Genomic DNA, 21,058 nt, shown 5'->3' with positions numbered 1-21,058 from the left:
TCCCAGAAGCGCAACACGTGCAGCAGGCCGGGATGATTAAAACGCGCCAACAGGCGGGCTTCCTGAATAAAGCTGGTCAGTCCGGCGTTAAACAGCCGGGCGAAACGTTCGCTGCGCAGCCCCAGCGACAAATCGTCATTGCGTATCGCCAGCGACGCGGGCATATATTCTTTGATCGCGATGGTGCGCTCCAGCAAATGATCCCAGGCGCGGTAGACAATGCCGAAACCGCCCCCGCCAATCACATCCTTGATTTCAAATTCATTGAACCGGTGACCCGCCGGAAGGGCGCCAGCCACCATATTCTGTTCTTCATTTGCCGACATAGTTACCACTCTCTGAGCGTTTACGGCCTGTTACTGTGCAGGCACGCGCCTGCGTTTAATTTAAGGTGCGGTATGCGCCAATCGCCGGATCGGCGAGGTCAGGATGCAGCGCATCCACCAGCATAACGGTTATTTTTTGTCCGGTGGGCAGCATCCCTGACCAGGCTTTGCGCGCCGCGCTGACGCGTGTTCTGACCGCAGCGAGATCCTGGGCGGCGCTTTTATCCATTTTCACCAGCAGCGTGCCGTTGAATTTCCAGGCATGCAGATGTTGATCAAACGGCAGAATCAGCCAGCTCTCCTCATCCTGCGTATGCGTGACCACCATGCGCTGATTGTTAATGCTCACCATGCTCAGCGTATCACCGTTCGGCTTCAGGCCGATCAGAGGATAGCCCTGCCAGAAATTCACCGCAATCGGCTCACTTTTGCCGTCGCTTATCAGCGTCAGTTCGCTGGCGCCTTCCAGCCAGCCCTCGGTAGAGCAGCGCGTGCTACGGCTGTCGGGAATAAACAGCGACTGGCCGTTGTCGTCCCACCAGGTACGGAAGTGACAGCCGCCCGGCAGATCAAAATGCTGCAGTGGCTCGCTGTTGGCGGGGCGCGAGAGATCGAGTGGAGCCGCATTGCTGGCGTTGGCCGTTGCGGTCGCATCGGCGGTGACGATCGGGCGCCAGTTTTGCGCTTTCACCGCCGTGCCGCTGGCTAACGCCGCACCTTGCTTATCCATCATCTCCCACGGCAGTTCCTGTAATTTGCCGCACTGGTTAGCGAGCAGCGTTCCGACGCGGGGCAAAAAGGTTGTTAATACATTCGACGTTTTGCTTTCGCCGGAAACAATGCGCAGACGTAATGTCTCTTGACACCAGTCCTGCGGCGCATTGCTGGCGACGTTGTCAATAAACACCTCCAGCGCCATGCTGGGGGAGTAGACCACGCGATAATTTTCTGCGCTGGCGGCAGAAGCCATCAAAAGAGTGATAACGCCGGGCAACCAATATTTCATAACGTTCCTTGGTATTAATCGCGAGGCGGCAGCAGGCGTGCCGAATCAGCCAGTGACTGTAATAGCGTCGTTTCTTGGGGCGAGCCGACCCAAATGGCGACGGCGCTCAGGTTATCGTTCTTGCGGGTTCTGTCGATAGCCTGCTGCATTAGCGTTAACCACTCTTCGCAGCTGTTGACCATCCGCAGCGCCTGCTCCATCTCGGCGGTAGCCAGGTGAAGCCAAAAACCGTCGCTGCAAACTAAAAATGCGTCGCCATCCTCCAGCGTAATAACGTCGCTGTAGCTGACCTCGCGCATCGTTTCAGCGCCGAGCGCATTATAAAGTAAATTGCTGTTAATTCCGGTATTTTCATAACCGGCATCTTTCATGCGCTGCGCCAGACTATGGTCGTGTGTCACCTGTTTCAGATAGCCACGACGGAAGTGATAAATACGGCTATCGCCCGCGTGCGCCCACCAGGCCAGCTGTTGCGAGCGCTCGATAAACAGCGCGGCGAGGGTAGTACTCATGCGCTGTAGTTTCGGATTTATCTGCTGTGCCTCACGGATAGCACGATCGCTTTTTTCAATCGCCTGACGACTTTCAGGGACGCTGAAGCTGTCCAGCGCCGTTAAAGTATCGAGTAGCGTATCGCAGGCGATGCGCGCCGCCTGTTCGCCACCGGGCAGGCCGGCCACGCCATCGCACACTGCAAAACAGGCGTTCTGTTCCGTCAGCAGATGGCCCACCCGATCCTGATTATTGTTGCGCTCGCCTTGTTGCGAGGTTATGGCAAAGGCGATGTTCATTCATTATCCATCCGCGTCTGAGAGTCTTTGTACTGGTTGACTTCCATATCGTAAGCGTGCAGAAACGCCTCGCCGAATAGCGAATGGAAGTCATCTTCCAGCTCGCCGGCGGTACGCTGGTAACTGCGCATAAAATAGTCCCACAGCGCCGCCTTGCGATGCGCCGTAAAGCGCATTTTCGGCAGCTGGCCGTCCTGGCGCGCATGTTCTTCCAGCCGCTGCGGATTAAAAGATTGCAGCATGGCGGCGATGATGGCGCGGATGCCGGCGATCATGCCCAGCTGATGCGCCTGCAAATCCACCAGCGCATCGCGCACCGCCTGTTCCGGCTGCATAAAGCCGGGCATCTGGCTTTGGTACATCTGCATCAGCACCGTTTTGCCAGAGGGCAGGATTTTAAACGGGTTATTCGCCTCGTTCAGAATCATGGTCATCTCCGCTTTTACGCCGCGCTTAAGGATTGAACGCGACGACAGCAGCGCCACCGTGCCCTGCGAAAAGAGGCTGAGCATCCTGCCGGTCATGCGCATCTGTTCTTCCGTCAGCCCCTCTTTGCCGTGATTATCGAGACCCATGCCGTCCAGCAGCGCCTGAATCAGCCGATCGTCGCTACAGGGCGCTGCGCTGTCGGCGCGTTCGCTATGCTCACGCGGCAGCGGATCAATATCGAGCCGGGCGCCGCTGTGCGCACCGGCGCGGCTGGCTGCGCTGTCGGTCGCCGAGGGTTCCAGCGTGGCGGTTGCCACCGGCGGCGCGTCGTTTTGCAGCATGCCCAGCGGATCGCCGTTTAACGTATGCTGCTGCTGAAACAGCGAAAGCGGATCCAGCGAGCTGGCCAGGTTTTCGCTGACGATCTCATGGCGCGGATCGCGCACCTCAATCTGATACTCGCCGATGCTCAGCGTATCGCCGTGCTGCAGCTGAACCTGCTGGTCGCGCTCCAGCGCCAGCCCGTTTAACACCACGGTGGTCACGCTGCCGCGATTGGTCAGGCGGCATTCGCCCTGCGCTGAAACATGCACTACTGCCTGAAGGCGTGAGATAGCGCGCGCTTCATCGGGCAGAATCAAATCATTATCCTGGCTGCGGCCGATGGTTCCGCCGGGCGGTAAAAAATCGACCGTCTGATGGGGCACGCCTGTCTGTTGCACAATGGTAAATCGCATGATGATTCCTGCATCAAAAAGCCGAGACGGCTAAAGGCACTACTCAAACATCGGTGGATAAAGGCCGTTACGTCCGGGCTGCGCGCCGGCCGCCGGGTTAAACAGCAGGGAGAAAAGTTGCGCGTTTAAAATGCCGCTGTGCTTATGGGTGGCGTGCGGAAAGCCGTCGCAGCGGTTGCTCCACCAGTAGCTGATAAAATGTTGCGGATTGAAGCGATCAGCCACCTCGCGCCAGCTCAGCGTACAGGGCAGATCCTGATAGCCGATCACATCCATAATGGCGGAACGTTGTTTTTCCGGCTGCGGCAGCGGCAGCGCCAGCAGATGCTGCTCCAGCGTATCCGCCGACAGCTGCTCGCGCACCGCCTGTAACAGCGCGCTGCCGGTCTGCTGATACCAGTCGCCGGCAATCTTCAGCTGCGCCGGATGCCACTGTTCAGGCGTAAAGGTTTTTAACGCCACCAGCGGCCAGATACGGCCGACTCGGTCGCGGGAAGGCAGCAGGCAGCCCATCTGAATGCGCTGAAATCCGGGCGTCACGGGAATAACAAAATTCCAGACCGGCGCACGCAGAAAGGCGTCGGCGGCGACATCTTGCTGATGCCACAGCGTAATGCCTTGCTGAAACCAGTTCGACCAGCTGGTGACCAGGCTATCCGGCAGCCGTCGCTGCAAGAAATCGCCGGTAACCGGCAGCTTTCCATACCAGCCCGGTGCCAGTTTCTCCGCCATAACAGTTACCTCACTGATACCGATTGCCCGCTTTTCGCCTGGGCCTCTGCGGACATTGCCGCAAGCTTTTTGCTAACCTGACCTGAATCAGCCAGGCGGGCGGCCAGCTTGCGCATCATTAACGCATTGTCGCGGGCGAAAGGCGACGACTGGATCTGTCGGTCCAGCAGCTGGCTCAGATGCCAGTCCAGCTGCTGGAGATCGTGCGTCGTCACGCTTGCGGGCAGGGTGCGCTGTAAATTTTGCATTAACCAGCCACGCAGGAACTCGCCGTCATAGTTGCGCGGCTGATACAGCATTTGATAAGCGCGCAGCGCATTACGGCTGTATTCGCTGTCCTCGCCCTTATCGCTGCCCAGAATGCGCGTAATCTCCTGCGCCACCCGCGGCAGCAGCAGCGACCTTAGCGCGTTCTGATAAAGCACGCCGGCCGCGTCGCTCACCTGATCGCCACGATAGAGCCCGGCGCGCATACTCAGCGGCGGGCTGTCCAGCGAAAAGCTATCCACCTGCGGCAATTTCACCAGGCTGTTCAAATAGGGTAGCAGATCGAAAATGGTGCCGGTGTTTTGCCGGGCAAGTTCCTCGCCCTGACGTGTCAACGGCGGGACGCGCTGCGCAATCTGCTGTAAATAGTGCTGGTTTTGTACATAACTGGTGATCCACAGCCCGCAGGCCAGCACCAGTCCGGCGGCCATCGCGCCCCAGGCGGTCCAGTGCAGCAGGCGATTGCGATCTTCCCAGCGGCGATCGCTACCGGCCAGGCCGCTTTCGGCAAAAATCAGGTCGCTCAGCAGATGACGAATAAAATAGCTTTGTCCTTTGTTGCCAGGGATCGGCGCGGCGCGGTTGACGCTATCCCAGGCGGCAATTGAATGCTCGCCGGTGCGCGGCAGCTGCAGCTTGCGCGTCAGCTGGCCCATAATGCGGTCGAAAGGCAGCCCTTCCTGGGTGCCGCTGGTAAAGAACAGGCCGCGCGGTGTCCAGGCAACCGGGCCGCTGGCGGGCGAAAAAACAATATCGAGATATTCCGCCAGCAGCGGACGCAGCGAGGCAAACTCCTGCGGAAACAGGAAGCAATCGGCGCGCTGAATTAGATCATTCTGCTGCTCCATGCGATGCGCGACATCGCGCTGTAGCTGCTGATGCAATAACGAAAACTGCTGTTCAAAATGGCTGTTTAACGGATGGCTGCCGTCGCGGTTCGGCTCCCAGGGGAAAGTAAAGCCCCAGATACGATCGCGCTGCTGCTTATCCAGGGTAGCGAAGTAACCCATAAAGCCTTTCAGCAGATCGGTTTTCGTCACCATGATATAGACCGGAAAATGGATGCCGGTTTGCTGGTGCAGCTCCAGCATGCGCTGGCGCAGCGCGGTGGCCTGGGCAAAGCGCGCTTCGGCGGCGTCGCTCAGCAGGTCGGCGACGCTGATGGTCATAATCACGCCGTTGATTGGCTGGCGCGCGCGATAGCGTTTCAGCAGGGCAATAAAGGTTTGCCATTCGCTGGCATCGCGGGCGCGCTGGCTCTCCTGCAGGGTATAACGCCCGGCGGTATCCAGCAGCACGGCGCGATCGGTAAACCACCAGTCACAATGGCGCGTGCCGCCGATGCCGCGCACCGCGCTTTTGCCCAGGCTGTCGGTCAGCGGAAATTCCAGCCCCGAATTGAGCAGGGCGGTGGTTTTACCGGCGCCAGGCGCGCCGACGATCATGTACCAGGGCAACTGATAGAGCCAGGGCGCGCTGAAGCGCTGCCAGCGGTTGCCGTGGCGCTTGCGGCCAAACTGCGCCTTTTTCAGCAGCGTAATGGCTTCGTTAAAGCGATCGTTAAGCATCGTCTCCGTGGCCTGCTGCTCCGCCGGATCGAGAACCGCCTGCTGTTGCAGATTGGTCAGCAGCCGGTTATTAAACCAGGCGTTATAGAGACGTGGGATTAGCTGCATCAAAATCCAGAAAAAGTAGCCGAGGCCGATCACCAGCTGGCGGTTAAACACCGGCTCCAGCGGGCGCGTATCGTTAACGATCAGCAGCGGGCCGGTCAGCCAAATCAGGCAGGCAAAGGCGCTGATGCCGATAAAGCCCCAGGCGAGACGGCTGGAAAACAGGGCGGGCCAGCGTTTTTTCATCACGGCTTCTCCTTCTGCGCATGGTTAACCGGCGTCGGAGCGGCAAACAGCGTAATTTCAATGCGGCGATTGCGCGCGCGATTCTCGGCGCTATCGTTAGGCAGCAGCGGATCGCTGTCGCCACGGCCTTCCGCCTTCACCTGATGACCGGGCTGCAGTTGCTGATTCAGCAGGGCGCTAATCGCCTTCGAGCGCGCCAGAGAGAATTCGTAGCTGGACGGGAAATGGTTATTGCGCGGCACGCGGTTGTCGGTATACGCCGACACCAGCACGGTGCCTTTAATATCCTGAATCGCGGCGGCGACGCGCATGATCAAGGCGCGACCCGGTTCAGTAAGCGCGGCCGCGCCCGGTTCAAACAGCTTATCGGCTGGTAGAATGATTTTACTGCCGAACGCGCCGTCGCTGACTTCCAGCTGTCCGGCGGCCAGCACGTCGCTTAAGCGGCGACGCAAATTCAACAGCGACTGCGGCGTGGCAACGCCATGTGACAACGTCACTTCAGGCAGCGGCGCCTGATAAATAGCGCGCAGCAGCGGCGCCGCCTGCGTGCCCAGCCGCCAGTTAAGGCCGCTGTAAATCAGGCTGGCAAGCAGCGCGGTAATCGCCAGGCAGCACCAGAGCGGCACCGGCGGACGCCAGAACTGGCTGCTCAGTGGCTTCACTTCCATGGTGACATCGGCGGGCGTTTCCTGACTCTGACGGGTTTCAGCAATCAGCTGACCCAGGCGGGTGCGCAGGGTATCGCGCTGTTGACGACCATTTTCCATGCCGCGATAGCGGCCTTCATAACCCAGCAGCAGGCAATAGTGGATCACCTCCAGCAGCGCCAGATGCTGAGCGGGCGTTTGCGACAGGCGCGAGAGCAGCTGGAAAAATTTTTCGCCGCCCCAGCTTTCGTTATGAAACGTGACCAGCAACCCGTTGCCCGACCAGACGCCGCGAATGCCCCACGGCGTTTGCGCCGCCGCTTCATCCAGCGTGGTACACAGGCAATAGCGGGCGCCGATAATGGTTTCAAACGGCAGGCCCGCCTGCTTGCAGCGGCTTTCAAACAGACGAACTTCCTCTACCAGCTGCAGGCGTAGCCCGGCCGGGTCGTCATGCGTGGCAGCCATCCGTATATGCACAATGGTATTCAACAGCGGAGAGGCCGCTGCCAGTAATATATTATCCGTACTCGTGTTATGTGCTTCACGAGCAGCATCTACAGGCGTCATTGAATCACATTATTCCAGACTGAAAATATCCCATTTTCAGCAGTAACCGGGATGTCCTGCCGACGGCGTCGGCAGGGGTTGTTTAATCGAGGATCCAGGTGGCGGTATTGGCTTTGCGGCAGGCTTTACTGGCACCGCCGACATCGACGCAAACCTGTTTCGCGCGACGCGGACGCGGCCTGTCGTTACGCAGCGCCTCTTCATAACGCTCGGCAGGCACGCCGGCCTTTAAAGGCACGTAGCCGATAAGCTGCGTATCATCCGCATCAGCGATGGCCAGCCAGTTATTCTCTACCTTACCCAGCACCTGGAAAGGCTTGCCGTTTTCCAGATGGCGAACCACCTTGCCGCCGTAATCGGGCGTGGTCATTACCGAAGCGTCATACAGCGCGCGATAGCTTTCATCCACCGGCGTAAACTCGGCGGGCGCGCTTACCGCATGACGATGCACCAGCGTCACGCCATTAACCGTACTGCTGACCAGCGTATCGTCGGTCACGGGAGGCGCAGGGGGTTTACAGCCAGCAACGGTCATCACAGCGAGCAATGTCAGCGCGAAACGAATTTTCACTTTGATCCTCACGATCTCATCAGGTTATCTGGACAAAAGCCAGACCGGGTAGCGCAGAAACGCGACGGGTAAGCCTGACGCTTACCGTTCTGTGACGCGGCTGGCTGGAAAAAATTGCTCAGATTTACAGAAAGATAAAACCAGGCTCAGTCTACCTGACACTTTTGAGATTTCAAACCATTGCACGGGTCTGTTTCTCATGTTACTTGCCGCCGTTACCGGCATCAGCGCAACGGGTTCGCGATGAGGCCAAAAGCGCATCAGCCAATTATAGCTAAAGGGTCAGGGCTGGCGCAGGCTTAATGAGGGAGGCGAAAAAAGAACGGGCGAGGAAAATCCGCCTTTTCCGACGGTGCCGGCGCGCCGTCGGAGAGGCAATTTCAGAATTTACAGACGGAAGTGACCAGCGGTATCGGCCAGCTCGTTGGCCTGAAACTTCAGGGCGCCAGCGGCAGCGGTCGATTCCACCACCAGCTCCGCATTCTGCTGCACCATTTCATCCAGTTTGCCGATGGCCAGATGCACGCCCTGAATACCGTGCAGCTGGGTTTCACTGGCCTGCGTAATGCCTTCCATAATATCGGAAACGCTGGCGACGCTGCTGACAATGTCGTTCATGCTTTCGCCCGCCATCTGCACATAGCGGGAACCGGTCGCCACGCTTTGCGTGGTACTGTCGATCAACGCCTTGATCTCCTTCGCGGCCTGGGCGCTGCGCTGGGCGAGATTGCGTACTTCACCGGCTACCACGGCGAAGCCGCGGCCCTGTTCGCCCGCGCGCGCCGCTTCCACCGCCGCGTTCAGCGCCAGGATATTGGTCTGGAAAGCGATGCCGTCAATCACGCTGATAATATCGCCAATCTTGCCGGAGGCCTGTTCGATGGTCTCCATGGTGGCAATCACGCTGGAAACCACCTCACCGCCGCGCCGGGCCGCTTCGGAAGCGGAGGCCGCCTGCTGATTGGCCTGCATCGCCGACTGGGTGGATTGCGTCACCGACTGGCTAATGGCCTCCATGGCGCTGACCGTTTCGCGCAGGTTATTGGCCGCCTGTTCGGTACGCCCGGAGAGATCGGCGTTGCCGCTGGCGATCTCGTTAGCCGCCACCTGCACCGAGGCGCTGGCGTCGCGCAGCTGCGTCATAACCGTTGCCAGCTTATCGGTAAAGGCGTTAAAGGCGCTGGCAATCTGCGACACCTCATCGTTACCGGTTACCGGCAGACGCTGCGTCAGATCGTCATCGCCGGAGCTGATGGCGCGCATCGCATCGCGAATCGACAGCAGACGGCGCATCAGCGCGCCGATCAGCAGGCCGATCACCAGCGCGGCCACCACCACCAGTACAATCAGCGAAACCGCCGAGGTGGAGAGCAACGAGCGCATCCCGGCGTACGCTTCATCTTTATCCTGCGCCACCACCAGATACCAGTCGGTGCCGCTCACCGGCTTCGCCAGCAGCAGCTTATCGACGCCGTTCAGCGTCGCCGCCACCGGTATTTTGCTGCTTAACAGCGCGGCGACATCAAGATCCGGCAGCAGGTTTTTTACCGGTTTCAGCGCCATCGCCGCATCGCTGGTGGTAACAATCATGCCATTCTTATCGATCAGCAGGCCGCTGCTGGCGGGCGTGGGATGAATGGAGCCGACGTTCGCCACCACGCTATCCATAGCCACATCACCCGACAATACCGCCTGCAGCGCGCCGTTCTGCATCACCGGCACGGCAAACGCCACCACCAGCTTGCCGCTGGCGACATCCACATAGGGCGGCGTCACGATCGGTTTTCCGGCCGCCTGCGCCTGCAAATACCATAGACGCCCGGTGGGATCGAAATCGGGCGGAATGCCCGCCGCGTCAGAAAATTTCGCTACTTTACTGGCGTAGCCGGCATAAACGTTAGTAAAGCCGCCAGCCGCGGCAATCTGCTTAAACGCCGGCACCGGATCGGGCGTCAGCGCCACTGACTGCAGAGAGGCGATCATCGCGGACTTGCTGCTTACCCACTCGGCAATGGCCGCGTTATGGCTGTTAATTACCGCTTCCAGCGTGCCGGTAATCGCCTGCCGATTATATTTTTCCGTGACCAGGTAATTCAGCGTGGCGTTAATCACCAGCGCCGCCACTACGCAGGCGGTAGTGATGGCGACAATACGAGCGCGAATCGAAGAGAGCATGGTAAAGCCTCATATAACAGGGTTTGATTGGGTATCGGTAAGGCGCGCGCCCAACTTGAGGCCGATGGTCAAGATATAAGCAAATAATATTACCGCTGCGTTTGAGTAAGCGGCACGCAGTTTGCTTAATTCTCGGTGGGTCAGCGGGAACGGGATAAGAAACAATGCAGAACACCCTAAGTTATGCCGGGCGATACCTGGTGGCGGCGCGGGAAAGCGAGCGCAGCGCCTTGCAGGATTTACTTCAGCGCGAACGCTTGCTGAGCGCCATTGGTGGCCTGATCCATGCGCTACAGCGCGAGCGCGGCGTCACAATCTGGCTATGCAGCGCCGATGGGCAGACGCCGTTAGCCGTGCGCCAGGCGGAGGTTGACTTGGCACTCAGCGCGCTGCTTGCCGCGCTGCCGTCGCCGGAAAGCCGCGCCGCCAGCCGTTTTTATGGTCGTCTGGCGCTGGCGCTGCATACGCTGGACGGGCTGACGGCGCTGCGTGAACAGGTGCGCCGCCGGCAGCTGGCGCATAGCGAGGCGATACAGCAATTCAGCGAGATTATTCGCCACCAGCTGCATCTGATCTACGAGGCGGCGGATACCGCCAGTCACGGCATGTCGCACGCGCTGCTGGCACTGTTCAGCTTTATGCAGGGCAAAGAGCTGGCGGGGCAGGAGCGGGCAACCGGCGCGGCGGGATTTGCCGCCGGACAATTCAGCGCTGAGGAGCGCCGTCAGCTGGTGGCGCTGCTGGAGGCACAGGAGCAGAGCTTCAACACCTTTTGCCAGTTCGCCGATGCGCAGAGCCTGGCCGCCTGGCGCGCAATGGCCGAGGCGGGCCAGGAAACCGAAAAGCTGCGGCGCATCGCCTGCAGCGGCGCGACCACGCGCGGCGTCGATGTTCAACACTGGTTTCGCCTGCTCAGCGAGCGGTTGGATGCGATGCAGCAGATCGCGGATCGCCTTGAGCGACAGGTGATGATCGCCTGTCGGCAGGCTATCGCTCAGCTGGAAGCGGCCCCGTCAACAGACGAAGGCGGACTGCCGCTGCACTACGCGCAGGGTTATCGCCTCTACGTAGCGGACGCGCCCTGGCGGGAAGCGGGCGAGGCGCTGGAGGCCAACGGTATCGCGCCGCAGCTGGGCGGCGCGTTGCTGGCGCTGATAGAGAATCAGGCCCAGCGGCTGGCGGCCCAGAGCGAGGAGCTGGCGGCGATGCGCGCCACCCTGACGCAGCGCAAGCAGATCGATCGCGCCAAGGCGTTGCTGATGCAGCACCATCAGTGCGATGAACCGCAGGCATGGCAGATGTTACGCAAAATGGCGATGGCTCAAAACAAACGCATCGTTGATATCGCTGACGCGATGTTAAACGTCGCCGCTGCCTTTTCTCTACCTCAAAACAGGTAGCTGCACAATTAGCGTGCGCATTGTGACTCAGCAGAGTGCCATCGGCAGCGCGTCAGAGGGGTAAACAGCGCCGCAGCGGGCCAAAAGCGGCCCTGGCGAACCTGGCACGCGGCTTGCAACACATTCATCACAATTTGCGCATTTGTTTCGCCAACGGCGGTGAGATGAGTGCTTTGGATAAAGGCGTCCGGTCGCAGGCTTTCAGCCAGTGCGACGGACGCCTTTATTGCTTTCTTCAGGAGCCACAGAATGAGCAACGCGCCTTTTATCTCGTCACGTCGGCGTTTTCTGGTTGGCGGTGCGCTGGCGGCAGGCAGCTGGCTGCTGCCGGGTTTACGCAGCGCGGTCTGGGCGGCGGGCTGATGCGCCGGAAAAGCAGCAGGTACGCGTCGGCTTTATTCCGCTTACCGACTGCGCGCCAGTGATTATGGCAGCGCTGAAGGGCTTCGATAAAAAGCATGGCATCCAACTGCTGCCGTCAAAGAGGCGAGTTGGGCGGCGGTGCGTGACAAGCTCTCCTCCGGCGAACTGGACGCCGCTCATGCGCTGTACGGCATGATCTACGGCCTGCATCTGGGCATTGCCGGTAAACAGCAGGCGATGGCTAACCTGATGACGCTGAACAACAACGGCCAGGCGATCACCCTGTCGAACCAGCTGCGGGCGCAGGGCGTGACCGACGGCGGCAGCCTGCAAAAGCTGGTCGCCGCCAGCGAGCCGGGCAGCTATCGCTTCGCCCATACCTTTCCAACCGGCACTCACGCCATGTGGCTCTACTACTGGCTGGCGAGCGTCGGCATCGATCCCTTCCGCGACCTGCGCATTCTGGTGGTGCCGCCGCCGCAGATGGTGATGAATATGAAGATCGGCAATATGAGCGGCTTTTGCGTCGGCGAGCCGTGGAACCAGCGCGCCATCAGCGAAAAGGTCGGCTATACCGCCGTCACCAGCCAACAAATCTGGCCCGATCACCCGGAAAAAATTCTCGCCACCCGCGCCCAGTGGGTCGCGGAAAACCCGCATACCGCGCGCGCGCTGACCGCCGCCGTGCTGGAAGCGGCGCGCTGGATCGACGCCTCTGACGCCAACCGGCGCGAAACCGCCCAGGCGATCGCCGGGCGCGCTTATCTCAACACCAAAGCCGACGCCATTACCGGCCGGATGCTCGGCCAGTATCAGGACGGTCTGGGCCATCGCTGGCAGGACGCACACGGCATGCAGTTTTTCCGCGACGGCGAGGTGAGCTTCCCCGGCTGTCGGACGGCATGTGGTTTCTTACCCAGCTCCAGCGCTGGGGATTGCTGAAACAACAGCCCGACTATCTGACGGTGGCACGCGCCATCAACCGCACCGACATTTATCGCCAGGCCGCCAGCGCGCTGCAAATTGCCGTTCCGCAAAGCGAGATGCGCCGCAGCACCCTGATTGACGGCAAAGTCTGGGACGGCAGCAATCCTGCCGCCTGGGCGACCGATTTCGCCATTACCCGCCGAGGAGAACCCGCATGAAAAATGACGCTCAGGTTGTTGTGCTGAACGCGGAAAAAACGCCGGCCGTGGCCGACGTGATCCCGCTGCCGCCCGTGGCATCGCCGCCGCGCCGCCGCCGCCGCTGGCCGTTGCGTGCGCTGCTGCAGCGGCTGATTCCATGCGCCTGCGGGCTGCTGTTGCTGCTGGGCATCTGGCAGATCGCCGCGCTGAACAGCAGCGGCTTCCCGACGCCGCTGCAAACCTGGCAGGCGGCGCTGACGGTCTTTGCCCATCCCTTTTATGACGGCGGCCCCAATGACCAGGGGATCGGCTGGAACGTTCTCGCCTCGTTGACGCGCGTGGCGGCGGGCTTCGGCCTTGCGGCACTGGTGGGCATTCCGGCGGGCTTCCTCATCGGACGCTTTCGCTTTCTCGCCGATATGTTTAACCCGCTGATCGCGCTGCTGCGACCGGTCAGCCCACTGGCCTGGCTGCCGATTGGCCTGCTGCTGTTTCAGCGTGCCGAGCCTGCCTCCAGCTGGACAATTTTTATCTGCTCCATCTGGCCAATGATCATCAACACCGCCGAGGGCGTGCAGCGCATTCCGCAGGATTACCTCAACGTGGCGCGGGTGCTGAAGCTCTCTGAGTGGACCATCATGCGCAAAATCCTCTTTCCGGCGGTACTGCCGTCGGTGCTGACCGGCGTGCGCCTGTCCATCGGTATCGCCTGGCTGGTGATCGTCGCTGCCGAAATGCTGACCGGCGGGCTGGGCATCGGCTTCTGGATCTGGAACGAGTGGAACAACCTCAACGTGGAAAACATTCTGATCGCCATTTTCGTCATCGGCGTGGTCGGCCTGCTGCTGGAGCAGGGGCTGATGCTGCTGGCGCGTCGTTTCAGCTGGGATAAACAGGAGTAGATGATGCAGAACATTATTCAGGTGCAAAACGTCAGCCAGCGTTTTCAGACCGCTGACGGCGAATTCCTCGCGCTGGATCGCGTCTCCTTTGACGTGCGCGCCGGCGAAACCATCAGCCTGATCGGCCACTCCGGCTGCGGCAAATCGACGCTGCTGAACCTGATTGCCGGACTGACGCTGCCGAGCGAAGGCGTGCTGTTGTGCGACAACCGCGAAATCGCCGGGCCTGCGCCAGAGCGGGCGGTGGTGTTTCAGAACCATTCGTTGCTGCCGTGGCTGACGGCAGAGGAGAACGTGGCGCTGGCAGTGGATCAGGTCTTTAAGCAGAGCATGAGCCGGGCGGAGCGCCAGGAATGGATTGCGCATAATCTGGCGTGCGTGCAGATGAGCCATGCGGCGCACAAACGCCCGCCCGAGCTGTCGGGCGGCATGAAACAGCGCGTCGGCATTGCGCGCGCGCTGGCGATGAAACCGCGCGTATTGTTGATGGATGAGCCGTTCGGCGCGCTGGACGCCCTGACGCGCGCCCATTTGCAGGACAGCGTGATGCGCATTCAGCAGGAGCTGAATACCACCATTGTACTGATTACCCATGACGTTGACGAAGCGGTGCTGCTGTCGGATCGGGTGTTGATGATGACCAACGGCCCGGCGGCAACGCTGGGCGAGGATCTGGCTATCGATCTGCCGCGTCCACGCTCGCGCGTGGCGCTGGCCGACGAGCCGCGCTATCACCAGCTGCGTCAGCAAATCCTGCATTTCCTCTATGAAAAGCAGCGCCACGCGGCCTGAGGAGTCGGCAATGGCTGAACATCTGGTGATTATCGGCAACGGCATGGCGGGCATGCGCATGGTGGAAACTCTGCTGCGGCTGGCGCCCGGACGCTATCGCATTACGGTGATCGGCAGCGAGGCGCAGGGCAACTACAACCGTATTCAGCTGTCGCCGGTGCTGAGCGGCGAAAAGGCCTTTCACGACACGCTAATCCATCCGCTGAGCTGGTATCGGGAGCAGGGCGTGCGGCTGCTGAGCGGCGAAGCGGTATTAAGCGTGGATCTGCCACGGCGCCGTCTGACCACCGAACGGCGCGTGCTGGAGTGGGAGCGGCTGGTGTTCGCTACCGGTTCCGCGCCGGTGATGCCATCGGTTCCCGGCATCGACCAGCCGCACGTTGGCGGCTTTCGCACCCTTAACGACGTCGACCGCATGCTGAGCGTGGAGGGACCGGTGGTGGTGCTGGGCGGCGGGCTGCTGGGCATTGAGGCGGCGGCGGCACTGCGTCTGCGCGGGCGCGCGGTCACCCTGGTGCATCGTCACAGCTGGCTGCTGGATCGGCAGCTGGATAAAACCGCGGGCAGCCTGTTGGCGCAGGCGCTGAAGCAGCGCGGCATTGATTGCCGTCTGGCAACGGAAATCCGGCAGATTCACCGTGACAGTGTCACGTTGGCCAGCGGTGAATCGATCGCGGCGGGGCAGGTGGTGATCGCTATCGGCGTAGCGCCGGTTGTTGCCGTTGCGCGGGCGGCAGGTATTCCCTGCGGGCGCGGCATTCGCGTCGATCGCCAGCTGCGCGCGCTGCCTAACGTCTGGGCGCTGGGTGAATGCTGCGAAATTGAGGGCGAAACTTTCGGACTGCTGGCGCCCTGCCTGGCACAGGCGGCGGTGCTGGCGCACCAGCTGGCGGGTTGCCCCATCGACGATTTTTATTACCGGCCGCAGGGTACGCGCCTGAAAGTCACCGGTATTGAAATCTTTAGCGCGGGTGAAACCGGCAGCACGCCCGGCAGCCGTGCGCTGACCGCCTGCGATCCGCTCAGCCAGTACTATCGGCGGCTGGTACTGCGCGACGGCAGGCTGACCGGCGTCATTTTATACGGCGACACCTCGGCGGCAGCCGCGCTGCTGCCCCATTTGCAACGCAGCGCGCCGGCAGACGCGAGCGCGCTGTTTGGCTTCAGTAATCATGACGGGCAGCCAGCGGCTGCGGAGAGTAAAGCGATGAACAAACCGGTTCTGGTAGTGATTGGGCACGGCATGGTCGGCCACTATTTTGTTGAGCAGCTGGTGGAGAAGCAGCTACATCAGCACTATCACATTGTGGTTTACGGCGAAGAGCTGCACAGCGCCTACGATCGCGTGCATCTTTCCGACTATTTCTCCGGGCGCGATGCGCAGGCGCTGTCGCTGGTCAAAGAGAACTTCTTTGCCGACCATGATATTGAGTTACGTTGTCACGAAAAAATCACCCATATCGATCGCCAGCGTCGCTGCGTGCGCGACGAAAGCGGGCGCGAAATGGCTTACGATCGGCTGATCCTCGCCACCGGCTCTTACGCCTTTGTGCCGCCCACTCCCGGCTATCAGGCGGAAAACTGCTTTGTCTATCGCACCCTCAGCGATCTTGACGCCATTAAGGCGCGGGCGCTGCATGCTAAAAGCGGCGTGGTGATCGGCGGCGGCCTGCTGGGGCTGGAGGCCGCCAACGCGCTGAGATTGCTGGGCCTGGAAGCGCACGTAGTGGAATTTGCGCCGCGCCTGATGGCGGTGCAGCTTGATGAGGGCGGCGCGCAGATGCTGCGGCGCAAAATCGAGGCGCTTGGCGTTTGCGTGCATACCGGCACCGAAACGCGCCAGATTGAAACCCTGGAAAGCGGCGCGCTGCGCCTGCATTTTGCCGACGGCAGTACGCTGGAAAGCGACCTGGTGCTGTTTTCCGCCGGTATCCGCCCGCGCGATGAGCTGGCGCGCGAGGCGGGCCTGACGCTGGGGCCGCGCGGCGGCATCGTGATTGATGACGGCTGCCTGACCAGCGATGCGGCGATTGCCGCCATTGGCGAATGCGCGCTGTGGCAGGGACAGATTTTCGGCCTGGTGGCGCCGGGTTACCAGATGGCGCGGGTGCTGGCCAGCCGTCTGGCAGGCGAGGCGGCGGCCTTCAGCGGCGCCGATATGAGTACCAAACTGAAGCTGCTGGGCGTGGAGGTCGCGTCGCTGGGTGATGCCCACGGCCGCAGCGCGGGCAGCCAGAGCTATCACTGGACCAACGGCCCGCAGGAAATCTACAAGAAGATCGTGGTCTCTGCCGACGGCAAGCGGCTGCTGGGCGCAGTGCTGGTCGGCGACAGCAGCGAATACAGCGAACTCCAGCAGATGATGCTGAACGAACTGCCGCTACCGCCGCAGCCGGAAAGCCTGATTTTACCGCGTGCGGTTGACCCGCCCGCCAGAGCGCTCGGCGTGGCGGCACTGCCGGAAAGCGCGCAGATCTGCTCCTGCCATAACGTCAGTAAAGGCGATATTTGCCAGGCGGTCAGCAGCGGCTGCGGCGATATGGCGGCGCTGAAAAGCTGCACCAAAGCGGCAACTGGCTGCGGCGGCTGTAGCGCGCTGGTGAAACAGGTGATGGAACATCAGCTGGCGGTACAGGGCATTGAGGTAAAGAAAGATATCTGCGAACACTTCGCTTTCTCGCGTCAGCAGCTTTATCACCTGGTGCGCGTGGGTGAAATCAAAACCTTTGATGAGCTGCTGGCGCGTCACGGACGCGGACACGGCTGCGAAATTTGCAAGCCGCTGGTCGGCTCGATCCTCGCTTCCTGCTGGAACGACTATCTGCTGAAGCCGCAGCATCTGCCGCTGCAGGAAACCAACGATCGCTTCTTCGCCAATATTCAGAAAGATGGCAGCTATTCGGTAGTGCCGCGCATTCCGGGCGGGGAAATCACGCCGCAGGGTCTGATCGCCATTGGCCAGGTAGCCGAGCGCTTTAATCTCTACAGCAAAATTACCGGCGGCCAGCGCATCGATCTCTTCGGCGCGGCGCTTGATCAACTGCCCGCTATCTGGCAGGCGCTGCTGGAGGCCGGATTCGAAACCGGCCACGCCTACGGCAAATCGCTGCGCACCGTGAAATCCTGCGTCGGCAGCAGCTGGTGTCGCTACGGCGTGCAGGACTCCACCGACTTCGCGATCCGGCTGGAGAACCGTTACAAAGGGCTGCGCGCGCCGCACAAAATCAAAATGGCGGTCTCCGGCTGTACGCGCGAATGCGCCGAGGCGCAAAGCAAAGATATCGGCGTTATCGCCACCGAGAAGGGCTGGAACCTCTATGTCTGCGGCAACGGCGGCATGAAGCCGCGCCACGCCGATCTCTTCGCCAGCGATCTCGACGAGGAGACCTTAATCCGCTACGTCGATCGCCTGCTGATGTTCTATATCCGCACCGCCGATCGTCTGCAGCGCACCAGCGTCTGGATGGATAACCTCGAGGGCGGGCTCGACTATCTGCGCGACGTGGTGATGACGGACAGCCTGGGCATCGGCGCCGGGCTGGAGCGGGAGATGCAGCAGGTGGTGGATAGCTGGCAGTGCGAATGGCGCACCACGCTGGCATCACCGGATCGGCTGCGGCTGTTCCGCGCCACGATTAACGGGCCGCAGCAGGATGAAACCCTGCAGTGGCAGCAGGAGCGCGGCCAGATCCGTCCTGCCGACGTGACGCCGCGCCAGCAGCCGCTGCCGCACGAGCCGTGGAGCGACGTCGGCGCGCTGGAGGATATTCCGCCGCAGGCGGGTATCGGCGCACGGCTTGGCGGCCAGCGCATCGCGCTGTTCCGTTTTGCCGACCGCATCTATGCGCTGGACGATAACGAGCCGGGCACCCACGCCAGCGTGATGTCGCGCGGCATTCTTGGCGATGCGGCGGGTGAGCCGATAGTGATTTCACCGCTCTATAAACAGCGCTTCCGCCTGCGCGACGGCATTGCTCTTGACCAGCCGGAGATGCAGCTACGCTGCTGGCCGGTGCGGCTGGTCGGCGGACGCATCCTGGTCGCCAGCGAGCCGCTGGCGGTGGGCAACCTGAGCGTGGCGGAGGCGTCATGAAAACCACCTGTCCTTACTGCGGCGTCGGCTGCGGCGTGGAGGTGACAGCGGGCGCGCAGGGCTGGCGCGTCAGCGGCGACGCCGAACACCCGGCCAACGCGGGCCGCCTGTGCGTGAAGGGCGCGGCGCTGGGCGAAACGCTGTCGCCCGCCGGTCGTCTGCTCTGGCCGCGGGTGGACGGCAGGCGCGTGGCCTGGCAGACGGCGCTGGATACCGTCGCCGAACGGCTGCAGGCGATTATCCGGCGGCACGGCCCCGATGCCGTCGCCTTTTACGCCTCTGGTCAGTTGCTGACCGAAGACTATTATGTCGCCAACAAGCTGATGAAAGGCTTTATCGGCAGCGGCAATATCGATACCAACTCGCGCCTCTGCATGGCCTCGGCGGTCACCGGCTACAAGCGCGCGCTGGGCGCCGATGCGGTTCCCTGTTGCTATGAAGATTTCGACCACGCAGAGCTGATTGTGCTGGTGGGTTCGAACGCCGCCTGGACGCATCCGGTCGCATATCAGCGGCTGGTGCAGGCAAAGCAGCAGCGTCCGGCGCTGCAGGTGGTGGCGATCGATCCGCGCCGTACCGCCAGCTGCGATCTGGCCGACCTGCATCTGCCGCTGGCGCCGGGCAGTGACGGCGCGCTGTTTAACGGGCTGTTGCGCTGGCTGGCGCAGGGCGGCTACGGCGATCCCGCGATGCTGCCGCAGCTGGCGCAAACCGCAGAGACGCTGGCCGCTGCTGAACGCTGGACGCCGCAGCAGGTCGCTGAAGTCTGCCAGCTGCCGCTGCAGCAAATTGAGCGGTTCTACAGGCTGTTTGCGGAAAACCAACGGGTCTTAACGCTGTGGTGCATGGGCATTAATCAGTCTTCCAGCGGCAGCGATAAGTGCAACGCCATCCTGAACGCCCATCTCTACAGCGGCAAAATCGGCCAGCCGGGCAGCGGCCCGTTCTCGTTGACCGGCCAGCCGAACGCGATGGGCGGGCGTGAAGTGGGCGGACTGGCAAATCAGCTGGCGGCGCAGATGGATTTTACGCCGGAGAATATCGATCGCCTGCGGCGCTTCTGGCGCAGCGATCGGGTGGCCACGGCGCCGGGCCTGAAGGCGCTGGATCTGTTCGAGGCGGCAGGGCGCGGCGAAATCAAAGCAATCTGGATTATGGGGACGAATCCGGCGGTCTCGCTGCCGGACGGCAACGCCGTGGCGCAGGCGCTGAGCCGTTGCGAGCTGGTGATCGTCTCGGAGGTAATGCGCAATACCGATACCAGCGCCTTTGCCAATATTGTGCTGCCCGCGCAGGCATGGGGCGAAAAAAACGGCACCGTCACCAATTCGGAGCGACGCCTTTCGCGCCAGCGCGCCTTTATGCCGCCGCAGGGCGAAGCGCGCCCGGACTGGTGGATAGTGGCGCAGGTGGCGCAGCGTCTCGGCTACGGTGCGGCCTTCAGCTGGCAGCACCCGGCAGAGATATTCCGCGAACACGCCGCGCTGTCCGGTTTTGAAAACGATGGACGCCGCGCCTTTGATATCAGCGGGCTGGCGCAGTTGAGCAACGCGGAATGGGATCGCCTGCAGCCGGTGCAGTGGCCGGTTAACGCCGCCTTTCCCAAAGGTTGCGCCCGGCTGTTCAGCCAGCGCCGCTTTTACCACGCCGACGGCAAAGCGCGGCTGCTGCCGGTAGAACCCGCCGGGCCGCAGGTCGCCGTCAGCCGCAGCTGGCCGCTAATGATGAATACCGGTCGTATTCGCGATCAGTGGCATACCATGACGCGCACCGGTCTGGTGCCGCGCCTGCTGCAACACTATGCGGAACCCTTTGCGGCGCTGCATCCCGACGATGCGACGCAGCAGGGCATCTGGCCCGATACGCTGGTGCGCATTCAGTCGCGGCACGGCTGGATGATCGCCCGCGCCATCCTGACGGAAGATCAGACGCCCGGCACGCTGTTTGTGCCGATGCACTGGAACCAACAGTTTTGTGCTGAGGGCAATGTCGATCGGCTGGTGGCGCCCTGGCGCTGTCCCCATTCCGGTCAGCCGGAAAGCAAACAGACACCGGTGCGCATTCAGCCCTGGCGCAGCGACTGGCAGGGGACGCTGTTTATCAGTGACAACGTCACTTTGCCTGCTTTGAACTGGTGGTGCCGCATACCGGCGGCGGATGGCCTGACGCGCTTCAGCCTGGCTCATCAGGATAATCCGCGCCGCTGGCTGAAAACGCTGCTCCAGCCGCAGTGGAAATTACAGGAAGCGGGCGATGAACAGGCTTTTC

At 61.5% G+C, this 21,058-nt stretch carries 13 protein-coding genes and 2 pseudogenes; 6 read left to right on the top strand and 9 right to left on the bottom strand.

Annotation, left to right across the window (positions count from 1 at the left end; genetic code table 11):
* From P3C52_RS19695 to P3C52_RS19655, 9 genes and pseudogenes are all read right to left on the bottom strand, one after another.
* A pseudogene (locus P3C52_RS19695) lies at positions 1 to 326 on the bottom strand (serine/threonine protein kinase); the annotation flags it as partial.
* A 55-nt stretch (positions 327 to 381) separates the two neighbouring features.
* Positions 382 to 1,332: a hypothetical protein gene (locus P3C52_RS19690; RefSeq protein ID WP_275556570.1), complete on the bottom strand. Its 951-nt coding sequence runs from the start codon at positions 1,330 to 1,332 to the stop codon at positions 382 to 384.
* Positions 1,333 to 1,346: 14 nt separating this feature from the next.
* On the bottom strand, positions 1,347 to 2,123 hold the full coding sequence (locus tag P3C52_RS19685; protein ID WP_275556569.1) for a PP2C family serine/threonine-protein phosphatase: 777 nt from the start codon (positions 2,121 to 2,123) through the stop codon (positions 1,347 to 1,349).
* Complete coding sequence (gene tagH / locus P3C52_RS19680; protein WP_275556568.1) at positions 2,120 to 3,289, bottom strand: type VI secretion system-associated FHA domain protein TagH; 1,170 nt, start codon at positions 3,287 to 3,289, stop codon at positions 2,120 to 2,122. Before tagH ends, P3C52_RS19685 begins: the two co-directional genes overlap by 4 nt.
* A gap of 39 nt (positions 3,290 to 3,328) precedes the next feature.
* Positions 3,329 to 4,021: a type VI secretion system-associated protein TagF gene (tagF, locus tag P3C52_RS19675; protein ID WP_275556567.1), complete on the bottom strand. Its 693-nt coding sequence runs from the start codon at positions 4,019 to 4,021 to the stop codon at positions 3,329 to 3,331.
* Between the two features lie 5 nt (positions 4,022 to 4,026).
* Positions 4,027 to 6,147: a type VI secretion system membrane subunit TssM gene (gene tssM, locus P3C52_RS19670; protein WP_275556566.1), complete on the bottom strand. Its 2,121-nt coding sequence runs from the start codon at positions 6,145 to 6,147 to the stop codon at positions 4,027 to 4,029.
* Positions 6,147 to 7,367 (bottom strand): type IVB secretion system protein IcmH/DotU, encoded by a 1,221-nt coding sequence (gene icmH / locus P3C52_RS19665; protein ID WP_275556565.1) that lies wholly within the window; start codon positions 7,365 to 7,367, stop codon positions 6,147 to 6,149. Before icmH ends, tssM begins: the two co-directional genes overlap by 1 nt.
* 82 nt (positions 7,368 to 7,449) lie before the next feature.
* Positions 7,450 to 7,902 (bottom strand): SH3 domain-containing protein, encoded by a 453-nt coding sequence (locus P3C52_RS19660; protein ID WP_275556572.1) that lies wholly within the window; start codon positions 7,900 to 7,902, stop codon positions 7,450 to 7,452.
* Positions 7,903 to 8,325: 423 nt separating this feature from the next.
* Positions 8,326 to 10,113: a methyl-accepting chemotaxis protein gene (locus tag P3C52_RS19655; RefSeq protein ID WP_275556564.1), complete on the bottom strand. Its 1,788-nt coding sequence runs from the start codon at positions 10,111 to 10,113 to the stop codon at positions 8,326 to 8,328.
* A 164-nt stretch (positions 10,114 to 10,277) separates the two neighbouring features.
* Between P3C52_RS19655 and P3C52_RS19650 the strand changes: the two genes are divergently transcribed.
* The 6 genes and pseudogenes from P3C52_RS19650 to P3C52_RS19625 form a co-directional block, all read left to right on the top strand.
* On the top strand, positions 10,278 to 11,513 hold the full coding sequence (locus P3C52_RS19650) for a nitrate regulatory protein (RefSeq protein WP_275556563.1): 1,236 nt from the start codon (positions 10,278 to 10,280) through the stop codon (positions 11,511 to 11,513).
* Between the two features lie 249 nt (positions 11,514 to 11,762).
* Positions 11,763 to 13,021 (top strand): annotated as a pseudogene (locus P3C52_RS19645) (CmpA/NrtA family ABC transporter substrate-binding protein).
* On the top strand, positions 13,018 to 13,905 hold the full coding sequence (gene ntrB, locus P3C52_RS19640; protein ID WP_275556562.1) for a nitrate ABC transporter permease: 888 nt from the start codon (positions 13,018 to 13,020) through the stop codon (positions 13,903 to 13,905). The pseudogene P3C52_RS19645 and the gene ntrB overlap by 4 nt, the downstream one beginning before the upstream one ends.
* A gap of 3 nt (positions 13,906 to 13,908) precedes the next feature.
* Positions 13,909 to 14,697, top strand: coding sequence for an ABC transporter ATP-binding protein (locus P3C52_RS19635; RefSeq protein WP_275556571.1), 789 nt, complete (start codon positions 13,909 to 13,911; stop codon positions 14,695 to 14,697).
* Between the two features lie 10 nt (positions 14,698 to 14,707).
* Entirely contained in the window at positions 14,708 to 18,790 is a 4,083-nt protein-coding gene (nirB, locus tag P3C52_RS19630) for a nitrite reductase large subunit NirB (RefSeq protein WP_275556561.1), read from the top strand.
* The coding region (locus P3C52_RS19625; protein ID WP_275556560.1) for a nitrate reductase at positions 18,787 to 21,058 on the top strand (2,272 nt) is incomplete at its 3' end. The genes nirB and P3C52_RS19625, both read left to right, overlap by 4 nt.

Source organism: Mixta sp. Marseille-Q2659 (assembly GCF_940807255.1).
GTDB lineage: Bacteria > Pseudomonadota > Gammaproteobacteria > Enterobacterales > Enterobacteriaceae > Mixta.
Note: the sequence above shows the minus strand (reverse complement) of the source record. Positions and strands in the feature narration are given on the sequence as shown.